15 protein-coding genes are annotated in these 14,475 nt (G+C 57.8%); all 15 read right to left on the bottom strand.

Going from position 1 to position 14,475, the window contains the following annotated elements; translation table 11 throughout:
• Positions 1–1,055: 1,055 nt before the first annotated feature.
• The 15 genes from AABO57_20010 to AABO57_20080 all read right to left on the bottom strand — a co-directional run bounded on the left by AABO57_20010 (position 1,056) and on the right by AABO57_20080 (position 14,202).
• Complete coding sequence (locus AABO57_20010; protein ID MEK6288011.1) at positions 1,056–1,628, bottom strand: helix-turn-helix domain-containing protein; 573 nt, start codon at positions 1,626–1,628, stop codon at positions 1,056–1,058.
• 53 nt (positions 1,629–1,681) lie between these two features.
• Positions 1,682–1,921 (bottom strand): helix-turn-helix domain-containing protein, encoded by a 240-nt coding sequence (locus AABO57_20015; GenBank protein ID MEK6288012.1) that lies wholly within the window; start codon positions 1,919–1,921, stop codon positions 1,682–1,684.
• 267 nt (positions 1,922–2,188) lie between these two features.
• Entirely contained in the window at positions 2,189–3,067 is an 879-nt protein-coding gene (gene ligD / locus AABO57_20020) for a non-homologous end-joining DNA ligase (protein ID MEK6288013.1), read from the bottom strand.
• The gene (locus AABO57_20025) at positions 3,064–4,029 is read right to left on the bottom strand and encodes an ATP-dependent DNA ligase (protein ID MEK6288014.1); all 966 of its coding nucleotides are present in this window, start codon (positions 4,027–4,029) and stop codon (positions 3,064–3,066) included. The genes ligD and AABO57_20025 overlap by 4 nt, the downstream gene beginning before the upstream one ends.
• Positions 4,030–4,271: 242 nt before the next feature.
• Positions 4,272–6,236 (bottom strand): ankyrin repeat domain-containing protein, encoded by a 1,965-nt coding sequence (locus AABO57_20030; GenBank protein ID MEK6288015.1) that lies wholly within the window; start codon positions 6,234–6,236, stop codon positions 4,272–4,274.
• 104 nt (positions 6,237–6,340) lie between these two features.
• The gene (locus tag AABO57_20035; GenBank protein ID MEK6288016.1) at positions 6,341–7,651 is read right to left on the bottom strand and encodes an ankyrin repeat domain-containing protein; all 1,311 of its coding nucleotides are present in this window, start codon (positions 7,649–7,651) and stop codon (positions 6,341–6,343) included.
• Positions 7,652–7,902: 251 nt separating this feature from the next.
• A complete protein-coding gene (locus tag AABO57_20040; GenBank protein ID MEK6288017.1) occupies positions 7,903–8,295 on the bottom strand; it encodes an amino acid-binding ACT domain-containing protein in 393 nt (130 codons plus the stop codon).
• 72 nt (positions 8,296–8,367) lie between these two features.
• Positions 8,368–8,673: an SUMF1/EgtB/PvdO family nonheme iron enzyme gene (locus AABO57_20045; protein ID MEK6288018.1), complete on the bottom strand. Its 306-nt coding sequence runs from the start codon at positions 8,671–8,673 to the stop codon at positions 8,368–8,370.
• Position 8,674: 1 nt separating this feature from the next.
• Positions 8,675–9,100 (bottom strand): VOC family protein, encoded by a 426-nt coding sequence (locus AABO57_20050; GenBank protein MEK6288019.1) that lies wholly within the window; start codon positions 9,098–9,100, stop codon positions 8,675–8,677.
• A gap of 24 nt (positions 9,101–9,124) precedes the next feature.
• The gene (locus AABO57_20055; protein ID MEK6288020.1) at positions 9,125–9,547 is read right to left on the bottom strand and encodes an ester cyclase; all 423 of its coding nucleotides are present in this window, start codon (positions 9,545–9,547) and stop codon (positions 9,125–9,127) included.
• Between the two features lie 62 nt (positions 9,548–9,609).
• Positions 9,610–11,052, bottom strand: coding sequence for a sulfatase (locus AABO57_20060; protein ID MEK6288021.1), 1,443 nt, complete (start codon positions 11,050–11,052; stop codon positions 9,610–9,612).
• A 42-nt stretch (positions 11,053–11,094) separates the two neighbouring features.
• The gene (locus tag AABO57_20065; GenBank protein MEK6288022.1) at positions 11,095–11,481 is read right to left on the bottom strand and encodes a nuclear transport factor 2 family protein; all 387 of its coding nucleotides are present in this window, start codon (positions 11,479–11,481) and stop codon (positions 11,095–11,097) included.
• 320 nt (positions 11,482–11,801) lie between these two features.
• The gene (locus AABO57_20070) at positions 11,802–12,743 is read right to left on the bottom strand and encodes an MOSC N-terminal beta barrel domain-containing protein (GenBank protein ID MEK6288023.1); all 942 of its coding nucleotides are present in this window, start codon (positions 12,741–12,743) and stop codon (positions 11,802–11,804) included.
• A gap of 143 nt (positions 12,744–12,886) precedes the next feature.
• The gene (locus AABO57_20075) at positions 12,887–13,702 is read right to left on the bottom strand and encodes an alpha/beta hydrolase (GenBank protein ID MEK6288024.1); all 816 of its coding nucleotides are present in this window, start codon (positions 13,700–13,702) and stop codon (positions 12,887–12,889) included.
• Positions 13,703–13,851: 149 nt separating this feature from the next.
• The gene (locus AABO57_20080) at positions 13,852–14,202 is read right to left on the bottom strand and encodes a hypothetical protein (protein ID MEK6288025.1); all 351 of its coding nucleotides are present in this window, start codon (positions 14,200–14,202) and stop codon (positions 13,852–13,854) included.
• Positions 14,203–14,475 lie beyond the last annotated feature (273 nt).

The raw sequence follows: 14,475 nt of genomic DNA on the forward strand, positions 1-14,475 counted from the left end.
TGTGCGGATCGCTTCCCACGCCGCTGCTCTGTCCGGCAAGAGCTCAACGAATTTCTCCCCGGCGGCAGTAATCTGTTTGTTTCCTTTCGTCGCTGGTACCAAGAGGCCACGGCTCCTTGCGTTATCTACTGCCACCGCCGCGTTCGAGAATTTTGGTTGTGCCGCTTCCGTATTAAGGGTGCTGATATCAACCGTCTTAAAATGTGGAGCGTTCCGATAATGTGTGAGGTAGTACGCAAGACAAGTAGCTCGCTCTACGTCGGTCGTCGGCTCCTTATCTCGCAAAAACTCCTTCGGCGACAAAGACCGATCACGTGAGAAATCTTGCTCTGAGACGGTTCGCGAGGGGCGTAAGGTGTCTGCATCGCGCGGTGTAGCCCCATGTTGAGGTTGTAGTCCGAGAAACGTTTGTACTGATTGAAGCACCCGTCTCTGGGCATCTGGTTCAAGTTGCTTAAGGGCTCCGACTATCGTCGATAGCACGTCAAAGTCGTCCACGCTGCACCTCCATTTCTAGAGAGACGATACCAACTCAACCCGAATGCGTCTAGCCCGGTGAGTCAATGATAACTTGCTACGTTCGTTCTAAGTAACTTCTTAACAGGTTTCCTGGCCTACTTTGAGTTGGTGACCGGAATAGAAGCAAGTTCTTAAGCCTCTCGAATTCAATGTGCCTGCCAGACACCCGTCCCTCGATGCTGCGTCCCTGGCTCATCAGACGCTATCGTCCCGCTATGGCGCGGATGGAGGAGGGACGCGACGTTTCGTCGCCTGCTCAAACGCATACGCAAGCTCAATCAGCCGAGGCTCGCTGCAGGCTGTCCCCGTGAAGCCCACTCCGAACGGCGAAGGTTTTGGAGCGAAGCCTTCGGGGAACGGCGGGGACGGAGGGGTCGGTGCGTTCGGAACTAAGCCAAACGGTACGATCACTGTCGGGTAGCCCGGCTTCGCTGCGATTGCCGTACTGCTCGAACTCACCGCTTGCTATTCGATATGCCGATAAGGTGTGGGAGTGAAAATAAGCAAAGCTCTAACCAGCGATTCGCTTTTCAGCGTCACCTCATTGTAGCTCGAAGCTTGCGTTGAACTCGTGCCGGGAGCTCGATGATCTCAAATCCTTTGGCGCTGTAGAGGTAGTCTTCGCCGGATTCATCAACGATCCGTATGTACCCCTCGGGGTCATTGGCTTCCGGCCGAAGCACCTGGTATACCTTGACGTGAAAGAGGAATCGAGGGTCAGGCGTGCGAATTGCAATTCTCACGCGCATAAACCGAAAACCGCGAAGGCCGACTTCGGATGATCCACCCAATAGATGCCCTGCCGCCGTGCGGCGAGTGAGTAATCTCAACCCATGATTTCTACTCTCAAATTCTTGCCCAAGGCTTTGGCGTACTTTTGGATGGATAGTCGACAAACGTATGTCTTCGGCGTGATTCTCTATTCTCGAAATTGCCGACCTCTTAGTTCTCAATCTCCGTGCAACGTCATCTTGAGTCATCCCGGCTTTCTCGCTCGCTTGCCTGAGCAGAACCCCGACTTTGAAATTGGAATAGCCAACCTCGAAGCCTTCTGCGAATTCAGGGTCCAGCCGCTTACGTTTCTTAACGTATCTTTCAAGATCGCTCATTGATCCCTGCTCTGTTGTAGTCCGCGACATTGAGCTCCGCGCTTTGGGTTGCGTTAGGCGATCAGCAGCAGCGTGCGAGCCGCGCCTGACGGCGCCCGACGGCCCTGCTCCCAATCCTGAAGAGTGCGAACCGATACCCCGAGCAATGTAGCGAAGCGCTCTTGCGAAAGCCCGGTCTTTTCGCGAATGCTTGCGACACTGGGAAGGTTCACCACGCGTCCGTGCTGACCGCTCCTAATCTCTCGCAGGCCTTGCAGGATCTCGCGTCCGATGTCTCGCTTTGCGTTAGCCATTCTCAATCTCCTTCCGGATTCTTCGAAGGACCTGCGCTGAAATGTTTTTGATGACGTTCTTCGGATACATTCCGCTTCAACTCCGTAGGAGTGTCCTGTCTATAGAAACCGCGCTGCCGAGATTCCGCGTCACTCCGTAGGAGTGTCCTGTCTATAGAAGATACGCGTTTCGATCAGATAGGAGACTCCTACGGAGTCAAACCGGAATCTGGCGTGGGCGTTTCTACAGACAGGACACTGCTACGGAGTTGAAACGCCGTCGCATTTTCACCCTGTTGCATAAATTCGACGCAACTTCTCCATCGGACGTCGCAGCGAGCGCTTGCGCCTGAGCATGTCTGACCACAGGTCGCCGACTTCGGCGATGCGGCTGGCCATCGTCCGCAGCGTGAACGTCCGTGGGCCGACCTCGCCGCGTTCGAGCTCCTCCCACATGCATGGCGCGGACACGGGCGCGCCAGCCTTCGCGCGCACGGCGTAGGTCGCGGCGAAAGTCGCGCTGTAGCCATTGCGTCCGGTGTCGATGAGGATGCGCCTGCCACGGTCGGCCTTGCTGAACTCAAGTGTGAGGTTCCGCGGATCGCGCTTGATAAGAATCGAAGCAACCGTGTGAGCGAATCTCCCCACCTCGCCAAAGCCGGCCTTGCCGTCGAGCGGGACGACTATGTGGAACCCCTTCGAGCCTGATGTCTTCACCCAGGTTGGCAAGCCCAACTCATCGAGAAGATCCCGAAGCCCGAGCGCTGCGGCGCGCAATACATCAGGTTCATCAACCGACGGGTCGAGGTCAAAGACGCAGATATCTGGCTGGTAAAGGTTCGGCGCGCGAGACGTCCACACGTGAGGTGTGATGCTGTTCTGGTTGGCGAGCCAGAGCAGCGATCGCGTATCGCGGACGACTGGATGATGCACCGTCCCGCCCTTCTTCGGAACCTCGACGCGCTTGAGCCATTCGGGGAAACCCCTCGAAACATCTTTCTGCATAAAACCCTTCTCGCCAATTCCGGCCGGGTACCGCTCCATCGTGACCGGACGTGAGCGAATGTGCGGCAGCATGACGGGCGCGATGGCTTCGTAGTAGGACGCGAGCTCGCCCTTGGTGATCCCGTCATCCGGAAACAGCACCTTCTCGGGATGGGTTATCAAGACGTCTCCCTCACGATCTCGCGTGCCGGCTTGTCGTAGCGGACTCCCAGCAGCCGCGGATGGCGGAGCTTGCCGTGCACCGTCCATTCGATGAAGGCGACCTGGACGACCACCTCGGGGCGCACCCAATGCGCGCGGACGCGCGGCAGCCCGACGGACTTAGTAAACGGCGGCTTCGCAATCTCGAGCGCATTCAGCCTCGCGCGGAGGTCCAGCAGCAACTTCGTGTCGAAACCGGTTCCGATCTTCCCAGCAAAGACGAAGTGGTCACCCTCGAAGTAGCCGATCAACAGCGCACCCAGACCGACGCGCCGGCCTTGCGGATCGGTGAAGCCGCCGACGACTAGCTCCTGCGTAGCTTCACACTTCATCTTGAGCCAATGCTTCGAGCGGCGATGCTCATACTGCGAGTTGCGCCGTTTGGCAATGACGCCTTCCCAGCCTTCGTTGCAGGCTCGCTCCCAAGGCTTTTCATCCGTGAGTGACTCAACGCTGGACAGTGGCGAGTGGAGCGGCAACTCACTCAACAGCGCGCGACGCGCGTCGAGGGGCAACGACGTGACATCGCGGCCCTCAAGCCACATGACGTCGAACACGTGGTAGGTGACCTCTCCCTTGCCCCATGTGACTTCCCCGTCGAGGACCACGTCGTGCATCGGCAACTTCGCGATCGCCTCGACGACGAAAGGAATGTTCTGCGGCAACCGGTTTCGCGAGAACAGTCGGACTTGCGGTCCCTTTTTGAACGCGAGCAAGCGAATGCCGTCGAACTTTCGCTCGAAGATCCACTCCGGGCCGGTGAACCGTTCCTGTGTGAGGGTCGCCGCCATCGGCTCGACCCATTCGGGAAAGGAGATCGTCATGTGAACCATCCTTCGGGGCGACGAGTGAACGATGCAGACAACCATACCCGGTGCTGCCAGTCTTCGGAATCCCACCAACGCAGTTGGTGGATCGTTCATACACTACCTACAAAATGCTGAGGCAAAAAGGCTAGGTATGAAAACATCCACCAACTGCGTTGGTGGGATTCGGCCGCACCTTGTCCGTGTAGGCTGAATATGAACGATCCACCAACTGCGTTGGTGGGATTCGGGCGCCGCGCTTTGTCCGTGTAGGCTGAACATGAACAATCCACCAACTGCGTTGGTGGGATTCCGAAATCACGCTGTTCGTCACAATCACGGTGACTGACTACTCGTTACTACTTCTTCGTGATCTTGAAATCGCCGGGTTGGTTGCCGCCGCCGATCACGCGGCCTGTGGCACTGCCTTCGAGGACTGTGCCTTCAAAGACAAAACGGACAACGATGCCCTCGTCCGCTACGTCTACTTCGAGCTTCATGGCGCCGGTCTTCGGATCGAACGTTCCTGTCTTGATCTCGCCAGGCAGCGGCGGCCCCGTGACGGGGCCGGAAACGGCGGACGTTCCGTCGAACTTCAGCTTCATAGTGATTGGATACCGAGTGGTTTCGTTCAAGCCCATGTCTCCCTTCCAAGTTCCCGAAATCGGATCCGTCGTTGGCGCGGGCGCCGAGCTGACCGGAGGCAGTGCGCCAGTCTTGTGGTATTGGTCCAGCAACTCCACGATCTCTTGATGTCCCCTCCGAGTCGCCCACGCGAGCGGAGTGGCCCACGGTGGATCATCGGGCAGGTTTAGCTTTGCGCCGCGGCTCAGAAGAAACTCGACCATGTGGGTCCTCCCGGATTTGGCCGCCCACCCCAATGGCGTCGAACAGATGTCCTCATCGCGAGCATGCAAATCGGCTCCGTGGTCGATGAAGATCGCGGCTTTTTCGAGATCGCCCGACCTTGCGCAGTGATGCAGCGGCGTGATTCGCAGCCAGTTAGAATGGTTCGGATTCGCGCCGCGCTCGAACAAAAATTCGGACAGCTCTCGCGTCTTGGCTTCGCCGGAGACGCGTTTGGCAAGATCGGGCTGATGGTGAAGCATCAGGCGAACAAATGCTTCGTGCCCATTGCCTGCGGCTTGCGAGAGCGCGTGAGGGTCGTCTGCCAGCGCCGGGTTGGCCGCGAAGATCGCAGCCGCTGTCTCGACATCGCCGTAGTGCGACAAGATGTCCACGGATCGGGCGGCGCCGTACGAGCAGAGCAGCTCCACCATCCTCTGATCGCTGTTAAGCAGGGCGATGCTCAGAGCGTCAGCGGAACTTTCGACTTCCGGACTCGGGTAGGCGCCCTTCTCCAGCAGGAGCTTGGCGATCTCGTAGTGTCCGCTGTAGACCGCTGAATACAGCGCGTGGCCGTGTGGCGCGATGCCTTCCTCGGGCAGATTCGGATCGGCCCCGCGCTCGAGCAACAGCTTCACGATCTCGATATGCCCGCGGGCGGCGGCGTTCTTCAGCGGCGCCCCGGAGCCGAGGTAGTACGTGACGTATTCCGAGACGCGGTTGGCGAGCGAGGCGTCTTGATCGAGCAGTTCTCTCACTCGTTTCTGATCGCCGATGTGCGAGGCGGTGCAAATGTCGACGTACGCGCCGCGCGCGCGCAGGTGCTCGAGCACATCTCGCGGAGTGGTCGCGATGTCTTTGGGCACATCGCGCCAGCCTCGATAGTTGTAATCCCCGTTGGTGAGCTGGATCGGGCGCGCGCCATCGAAGCGCGCTGCGTTGATGTCCGCGCCGCGCGCCAGCAGCTCGTCGATCATGTCGATCTGTCGCGTCATCACCGCCCAATGAATCGGCTGATTGCCGCGCTCATCGCCAGCATGCAGAAGCTCGGGCGAGGTCTCGAGGAGGTTCCGCACTTTGGGCAGATCGCGCTTGCGGATCGCCGCGGCGATTGGTTCTCCTTTTGTTGAGGCGCCGTGCTTAGTCGTGTAGGTGGTCTCCAGCAACTTCTGCATCTCGACGTATCCGCGATCGCGACAGATGTCGAGAAGGCTGTCGCCCACCGCCAGGCTCAGCGGGTCGGCGCCGTGCTCGAGCAGGAATGCGGCGACTTCAAGTTGGTTCGCCCGAACAGCGAAATAGATCGGCGTGCGATACGCGTGATGGCAGCGCACGATCGACGGGTCATTGTTAACCAGCCGTTTGACGGTATCCAGGTCTCCCGCAATGCAAGCGCAGAAGATCTCCCAGACATCGGAGCCCGTGCCGGTAGACCAGAGCAGCGGTTTATTCTTCTTCAGTTCGTCAGGCTGAATCATACGCTCGACCTCGCGGGCAATTTTTGATTGCTCGGCGGGCGCGGAGGCTGCAAATGCCCCTGCTACCGCACCCGCGAATTCTTAATTCGTTTTCTCAATTGCACTCACGGTTTCATTCCGTGCCGCCGCAGCAGTTCATCGACACGCTCGTTGCCGGTGGGAAAGTCGGAGTCGGTCTCGTAGACCTTCGCGCCGGCGTCGACTAACATCTGCACGATCGCGAGCCAGTCAGTGTCGGAGTCTGGCCAACGGTACACGGGGTCGCTCTGGCCGACAGCCCAAATCGCGCAACCGAGAACGGTCCCGCCGTAGTTGTTCTCGGATTCGAGCGGAGCCTTTCGCTCCAGAAGGAACTTGATCGTGTCCAGGCGTCCGCCAACCATCGCCCAGTGCAGGCCGGTCATTCCGTGGGCCTTCGTGCCCACGTCGAGACCCCCTTGATTAATGTCCAGCAGGAACTCGGCGACGCGGGTGTGGCCATACTCGCAAGCCCACATGAAGCCCGATTCCATCTGCGCTTTCGTGGCGGTGGGTTTCAAACTGCCGTCTTCGTTGAAGAAGCTCTGAACGATGTCGAGGCGCCCGACTCCTGCCGCGGATTCGAGGTCCAATCGCGCGCCGCGCCTGGCGAGAAAGTGGGCGGCCTCAGGGCGTCCGTTGGCGAGGCAGCCATTGACGAAGCCCCATCCTCCTCGAATGCCATCGAGGGCCGCGCCGGCGTCCAGCAAACTTTCCATCAGGGCGATCTGCACACCAGCGTGCGCCGGATGAATGCTCGTCGCCACCAATCCCAGCGTCGTTGATCCGACGCGCTCGGGATAGCGTGTCCGAACCGACAGCGACGAGCCGTACGCGAGATCCGCGTCGACCTCGGCGCCAGCCTTGAGCAGAGTCTCCGCAATCTCAACGGCGTTCTTCGGAGTCTTCTGGCGGAAATCCTCGACGCCGTTGGCGGCGACGTAGTGAAGGAGAGTCGCGCCATGCTCGCGCGCTGAACGCGCTCGAATCAGTTCCGGATTCTCGTGAAGCAACCGTTCGAGTGTGGCCACGTCGCCGGAGACTACAGCATCAACTGCAGCTTCGAATTGTGAGTCCGGAGAATTTTCCGTGTTGATTGCGTGGATGTACCCCGAAAACGTGAACCAATTCTCGAAGCAGTGCGAGTCGGCGATGAGATCTTGTGCATCGCCAAGCGCAAAGTCGGCGCTTTGGTTCTCGGAGCCCCGCAGTCCGCGCAAGCGCTGCGCGATTCTCGCGCGCAGCTCTTCCAAGGTCAGGGGGCGCTCGAACGCGTAATGCTCCTTGATGCGCTGCAACGCATCGGAATCGCCTGAGTTGTAGGCGTTGACGACGTCCTCCGCCAGCTTCTCGTATTGCGTCAGGCTGGGGCGAGCGGGCAGTTCCCTGGCGTCCATGTGTCGACCTTCCTACGTTCCTTGTTCCTTCCTCTGGGCCTATGCTTTTGCGATCTGCTCGAGATAGTACTTTAGCTTCGACAAACTTCAGCTTGTCGATTGGTCGCTGAAGCGTCGCATTCGGCTCGTCGCGACAAACTGAAGTTTGTCGTCCCCCTCCGGTAGGAGGGCCATGTTTATAGACCCCGCGTGGAGATCCGACCGCCCTCCGGTAGGAGGGCCAGCCGCTGGCTTACCAGCGGAGCTACCGTTCACGCATGATCGCGCGTCCAAGCTTGAGAAACCGTTCGCCCTCTCGCGATGTCGTCCACGACAAGGATCAGTTGATGATCGTGGTCGCTATAGAGGACCTCGATGTTGACGCCCGTCTCGGCCATCCGGCGTGAGATCTTGCCGAGCTGGCCTGGTTCAGTTTGGTTCAATCGTTGTATGAGCACCTCTCGCTCATCCAAGACCTGGATGCCTGCCGCTTCGAGTGCCCTGCGTGCCGCCGCACCATCCTCGAAGAGAAAGTGGGCCACACCGTGGCCGTTGACTACGAAAGCGCCGCCGCCCTCAATGCTAACTCCGGCGCGACCCAGAGCGTCGCCCATCTCGGCCAACGCGCCCGGCCGGTTCTCAAGCGCGATCGTTAAATCCTTCATGATCGTCTCCTCAATAGATTGATAGGGCTAGACGTTTGCGTCATCCGATCTGCTGCTTGCTCGCCTCTGGCGCTAGAGCTGAACGGCAACGATTCGAAAGCCGATGTGGTCGTGCCGCCGCTCCGGCTCGAACCGGAGACGAAAGGCCGAACGGCAAGGCCAGCCCTCATCGGCCCAGCACCCGCCCCGGCGCACCCGGGAGATATCGCCGTGTTCGCTTTTCGAAGCCGAGCTCTTCGCCGAATACAAGTCGGGGTCCACACCCCCGGGTAGCTTCAGGTGATACCAATCCAGCAGGAGGACGGCGACCCAGCCTCTTGCTCTACGGCTATTCGATAAGCTTTCTCGCGCAGAAGTCAAAACCATTCTCTCGGCCATTCTAATTTTGACGTTCACCAAGACAGTAACAGAGCCCGTCCGGCGCCACTACGAAAAACACTTTGAAAGAAGTTTCTCCGTGTTGGTCGATGCTGAAGCCAGCCTCTTCTCTTTCCTCCGGCGCCTTCCGCCCAGTCCAGCTAGGGTGCGTAGTTAAGCCATTCGACTTCAATTCCTCGAAGGCTGCTTCGGCATTATCAACTTCAAAGAAACATCCTTCCTGGGCCGGGTCGCCTCCATTCTCTGCCAGGCCGATCTGAATGCCATCCCTGGCGAGGACAACAGACTTACACGGCGAGTCGTTGCGTGATACAACCTGGAACCCCATTATCGTTTCGTAAAAAGGAATGGCCGCTTCGACATTCTCGACAGGGAGGTTCATTGCGTCGTCGGCATACGCCCAGGCGGTGTTGAATACTGCATTCATTCTGATCTCCTCGCGTATAGCCTGCTACTCCGGATTCACGACCCCATGGGTAATCTGGTCCTGGTACGCAGCACTGTCGAAGTGGCCCCGCGACTCGGCAATCAACCCGTCACTGCCGAATCGCCACACCTCGAATCCACTGATGCGAACCTGCTTGCCCGTTCCGCCCGGACCGGTGTTTGTCCCGATAAGCGTCCAGTGATAAATCGCGTGGTCATCTTTCCGGAGTAAATCATCCATGAGTACTCGCAAGTCCGGGAAGTCAGTCATGAATCCCTGAGCGACCGCAGTGATAGCCTCACGCCCCACCGCCGGAGGCCCTTCATTAACGCTGAGCGAGCCATCTTCCGCATAAAAGGCGGCTACGCGGGCAGCGTCCTGGCTGCACCAGGCGGCGGTATATGCTTCAGCGAAGCTGCGCAAACGGTCTACGCCTGAACTCGTCATACTTGCTTCTCCTTCGATTTCATCTAACACAGCTACTCTACTCGTTCCCAGGTCAGCTATTTTCAATTTGCCTGCCTTCCGGCATTCGTCTCCCTGAGCAATCGGTCCATTTCCTTCTGCATCCCGCCGAGCGCCTTCTCCGAGCCCGGCTGATTGATCAGGTTCTTCATCTCATAGGGATCGGTTTTGAGATCGTAGAGCTCATCCATCCCTTTCAGCTCGAGATAGTGAATGTACTTCCAGCGCCCAGTGCGCACGGCCTTGTAGCCCATCTGCACTATGCGCGGAAAAACGCGGTCAGAATGGTATTCGATCAGAAACGAGTCTCGCCATTTGATCTTCTCGCTTTTCAACAGCGGCACCAGAGAGCGTCCCTGCATATTGCCGGGTACAGGGACTCCGGCAATGGAGAGCAGAGTCGGGGCAAGGTCAATGTTGAGCGCAAATTCGTTCCGCACCATGCCCGCTTTGATCATGCGCGGGTAACGCACGAGCAACGGCATGCGAATCGACTCCTCATAGGCCAACCGCCGTTCGACGCTCAGGCCATGTTCACCGTAAAAGTAGCCGTTATCGCTGGCAAAGACGATCACGGTCTTGTCGAGTTGGCCCGTCTCTTTCAAGGCCTTGAAGATTTCGCCGACGCCGTCTTCAATCGCCATCAGCGAACGCTGCCGTCCGAGGATGGCTTCGTCGCGTGTGCCTGTGTTTGCTCCGAGTGGAGGCAGGTTGCCGATTTGGCGCTGCAAGGCGGGTTTGCCTTCCGGTGCGCGATTGTAATTCGGTCGGCGCGGAACGGTCCTGCCCGCGTACAGATTACGGTGTCGCTCGGCGGGGATGAACAGCTCCGCATCGGCAACGTTGACGCTCCCATCGTTATTCTGGGTCACTTCGGGATGGACCGCTTTGTGGGCCAGATAAATCAGGAACGGTTTGTCGTGTCCCCGCTTGATGAACTCCACGGCATAGCCGTTAAGAATATCCGTGATGTAGCCGGAGGGCTTGACGGCCTTTCCGTCATCGTTGATGTCGGGATCGAGGTACGTGCCCTGCCCCTTGAAACTCACCCAGCGGTCAAAGCCTGGTCGCGGCGAGTCATCATTGCCCATGTGCCATTTGCCGATGAAGGCGGTTTCGTAACCCGATTGATGCAGCAGCAAGGGAAAGGTCGCGAGCCTATGGCTGGCAGCAGAGCGGTCAACGTTGTCGGTGATGCCGTGGGTATGTGCGTATTGCCCCGTCAGAAAACTTGCGCGGGACGGCGAGCAGAGCGGGGTGGTCATAAATGCATTGCGGAACCTCGCACCTTCTCTTGCGATGCGGTCAATGTTGGGCGTTTTGATGAACGGATGCCCGGCAATGCCCAGCTCGTCCCAGCGTAGATCGTCTATCAGGATGAAGACGATGTTAGGCCGGGAGTCGCTCGCCTCACCCGAAGGACGCCGGCTTATCAGTCCTGATGGGAATACCAGTAGCAAGGAAAGCAAGAGCATGGGAAACCACATGGCGCGATACTCCCTTTTTAGTAGTCCGGCTATTTCTTCGTTTCAGCACAGTGCTTCGTGAACTTTCAGGGTGTCTGTGTATTGCACAAACTTGACGGCTTTACCCTCTCGCACCATCCACACATGTGCGAAGTTTGCCAGAAAACTCTTGCCGGTAGCTTTGTACTTTCCGCTGTACTTCCCTAGCACGACGACGATATCACCCGCGTCGATGAATTCATCGGGTACGGCAGCATACCCGTCCCATTCTGTGCCCAACTTCATGAAAACGCCTTCAAGCACGGCATTTGGTCCCTTGTACGTCCCACCATATGGAAACCCTTCCGCTTCGGTCCACTCAATATCAGCGCTTAAGAACCCCAGTACTCCGGGAACATCGCCCTTGGCAAATGCCTCATAAACGCCTCGAACTCCATCAAGATTACTCATTCGTTTTTCCCCTTTCTTCCTATCCTATTTGATTTCGGAACGCGCCTATCGTTTCAGTAGCCGCCCGGCCAGATTACGCGCCACCGTTTGCTCCAAACACCGAGCTGGGTTCGCTTGGTTCGTTGTTACTTTGTGTGATGGCGCCCTGGCGAAGCCGTCAGGTTCTGCCGCCCTGCTTTCTGAAGCCCTCAAAGACTGTTTGACCGGTTGATGTGTCGGTCTTTGCGTCCGTTTCCATATTCGTTCCCTTCGATCACGCTTATCACCGACGTTAATGCCGGGGCATTGGTCAAAGGTGACGTCCTTTACAACGCTTGATCTCAGGCGAGCACCACGCGGTCACCTGTTCGCATCGTCCCCGGCGCTTCGACCACGGCATACACGCCCGCGCAGGGGAATTGACCGGCAGCTCCGACTTGAACCTTGTTGTGGCGAATCAGAGTCCGCAGGACGTCGGTGTCATTCGGGAGTTCGGCTTGGGCGAGCGTCGTCATCACACATCGCGCATCGGGGCGGGCCACGCTCAGGCGCACCGCGTCGCCGATCGCGAGCTGGTGGCCGATCCAGTCGTTCTCGACGAACCCAGCTTCTGTGGCGCCGACGATCACATTCATCCGGAACCGGCGCTCGTCGAAGCGTGTCTGAGGCCGAAGCTCGCTCAACTGCTCGAGAGTGGACGTCGTCAGGACGGACACCGGGAACAGGTCGAAGAACGACCCGACGGGCACGGGTGAAGCAAGACCAGCTTCGGCGAAGAAGGCCGAGCCGAGCTTCTGCTCGACGACTGTGTCTCGATGGCCTGCTGGGTCCAGATCCTCGACGTCGGGGTGGTACTGGTCGATGGTGAAATCTTCCGGTGCGGACCGAGCCAGCGTGACCTCTCGTCGGAAGTACGTTGATAGCACGCGGTCTACATCACTGGAGTCGCTGGTCACCGACGTGCCGTCCGGCAGCGCGATACGCACTGGTGGCAGCTCGCGGCCCAAACGTGGCGGCTCGACGAATGCGGCCCGACAGCTCAACACGCCGGGAAACAGCCTCACGCTCTTCGCGCTCACCACCTTGCCTGTGTCCGCGTCGATGAGCGCATAGGCGCGGTCACCAACGAGACCTCGCTCCGTCAGCTCCGCTTGCTCGAGCCGCTCGCCCGTCATGGACTTGACCGGGAACCTCCACAGCCCAGCCACGGAGCCGACTACTCCGTTCGTCGCCATTTCTTCCTCCTTCGCAGCACTTGGTATTCGTTCGTCGTCACGACCCACTGCTCGACCGAGAAGCCGCATACTCTAGGCGGAGTCGAGCGGATCTGACCAGCAGGCGGCCTAGTTCTACACAACAACCGATATTGGGCGCAACGACCTTACGACGCGCATAACGCGCGCGTCAAGCTCCGCCACATCCACACCTATGCCAAGAGATGAAACCGCATGAACTCCAGTATCTGTCTGATAATCTCGCGAGACGTCTCGCTATCATGCATCACGTCAAACGCGTGAGGCGCGGTCGCGTGATTCGTGAATGTGATCGGCAGATTGCAAGTCAACGCCTTGGCCACGAAGCGGTCAAGCGTTTCGTTCAGGTGAGGCATTTCGTCTTGACCTGCTCTCACTATGAACAGAGGCAGATCCCGTGGAAGTTCATTTACTGATTTTCCGGCGCACGGATTGACGAACCCAAACCTCTTCGCCGACTCAGCCGTACTGGTGTACCCTTCAAGGTCCAGCATCACCCCATAGCACAGGACAGCACACTTCAAATATTCCCGATCTTCGTGCATCAGGACCGATAGCGCGTTCGGAACATTGCCGGAGCAGGCCCACACGCCAATCCTGTTCTCATCAATTCCCAAAGAAGCGGCGTTCTGCCTGACATATTGAAGCAACGCGTGTATATCTGCTGCTGGCCCTGTAGCGGAGTACGTGATTGCCACCATCCCTGAGGCAGCCGTCAATTCCGCCCACGAGATGTACGATTCCATTTCTTTGAGCTTGCAGCCGAGCATCTTCTGAAATCCCACATCAGAATATCCAGACACAAAGACTACGGCGGGTATCCGCGCTCCACTCTTCCAGTCAGGTGGATGGTAGAGATCCATTGTTAGAATCCCTGCATCGGTTACTCGGTATTCAATGTCTCGCCGAATTGTAACAGCATCCATGCCGGGGATTTGGTAGACGACCCGTTTTTTCGTTATGTCATCGTGCGGAGTTTCTTGGCTCAATCTATGTTGCTCCTTTGCCGCTGCTTCGGCACTATCAACTTGAAAGAAACATCCTTCCTGGATCGGGTCGCCTCCGTTCGGCTAGAAATATCTGAATGCCGTCTCTACTGGCTCCACGGGTTTCGGTTTATAGCCCAAGTGCAGAGCCTTCATGCTGGCCGCACTCGCTCTGATTGATCAACCTCTCCAATCACCTTGTCCAGTTTGTCCAGTTCTGAGATTACTCTATCCCTCAGCACTCCTATTCTCTCCACATAGCTGTCGTGCTGCTCCTCTAGCTCTTTGACAATCTCTGACGCTCTCAGCAGTTCCAATACTCTTGGATCCTCGCTGTTTGATTTCGCCTCCTGCTCTGCCCTCGCTCGCCGAGTCTCTGCCTCTCCCTTCCTGTGATCTAGTAAGTGAATCTCATTCGTAAGCCAGTTTAGTTCATAACTGAGAGGCTCCGCGATGCCGAATTCCAATTCACCAATAGCTCTATCCAACTTCGATCTAGACATTGTGTGACTACAGCCTGGTCTTTCTGCACGCACCTCAGGGCTGCACAATCCGACTCGCTTAAAATCACCTGGTGTACCTGGGCTAAACACAGGCTGCTTTGAGTCGGCTAATCTAACGATTCGCTCATGCGTCATGCGGCATTTCACGATGCTCATAGCTGCGATTTCATCACGAAGGAAGCTGAGATAACTCTTGCGAGATTGTTGTGTCATGCTTTCTCATCGACCGTATGGCTTTACCAGCACCGGCTCCTGACGGTCCAACATGAATTA

Source organism: Acidobacteriota bacterium (assembly GCA_038040445.1).
GTDB lineage: Bacteria > Acidobacteriota > Blastocatellia > UBA7656 > UBA7656 > Onstottus_A > Onstottus_A frigus.

Coding starts and splice junctions, on each gene's coding strand:
- AABO57_20010 (MEK6288011.1), bottom strand. CDS start 1,628: ATGAGCGATCTTGAAAGATACGTTAAGAAACGTAAGCGGCTGGACCCT.
- AABO57_20015 (MEK6288012.1), bottom strand. CDS start 1,921: ATGGCTAACGCAAAGCGAGACATCGGACGCGAGATCCTGCAAGGCCTG.
- AABO57_20025 (MEK6288014.1), bottom strand. CDS start 4,029: ATGAACGATCCACCAACTGCGTTGGTGGGATTCCGAAGACTGGCAGCA.
- AABO57_20030 (MEK6288015.1), bottom strand. CDS start 6,236: ATGATTCAGCCTGACGAACTGAAGAAGAATAAACCGCTGCTCTGGTCT.
- AABO57_20035 (MEK6288016.1), bottom strand. CDS start 7,651: ATGGACGCCAGGGAACTGCCCGCTCGCCCCAGCCTGACGCAATACGAG.
- AABO57_20040 (MEK6288017.1), bottom strand. CDS start 8,295: ATGAAGGATTTAACGATCGCGCTTGAGAACCGGCCGGGCGCGTTGGCC.
- AABO57_20045 (MEK6288018.1), bottom strand. CDS start 8,673: ATGGCCGAGAGAATGGTTTTGACTTCTGCGCGAGAAAGCTTATCGAAT.
- AABO57_20050 (MEK6288019.1), bottom strand. CDS start 9,100: ATGAATGCAGTATTCAACACCGCCTGGGCGTATGCCGACGACGCAATG.
- AABO57_20055 (MEK6288020.1), bottom strand. CDS start 9,547: ATGACGAGTTCAGGCGTAGACCGTTTGCGCAGCTTCGCTGAAGCATAT.
- AABO57_20060 (MEK6288021.1), bottom strand. CDS start 11,052: ATGTGGTTTCCCATGCTCTTGCTTTCCTTGCTACTGGTATTCCCATCA.
- AABO57_20065 (MEK6288022.1), bottom strand. CDS start 11,481: ATGAGTAATCTTGATGGAGTTCGAGGCGTTTATGAGGCATTTGCCAAG.
- AABO57_20080 (MEK6288025.1), bottom strand. CDS start 14,202: ATGTCTAGATCGAAGTTGGATAGAGCTATTGGTGAATTGGAATTCGGC.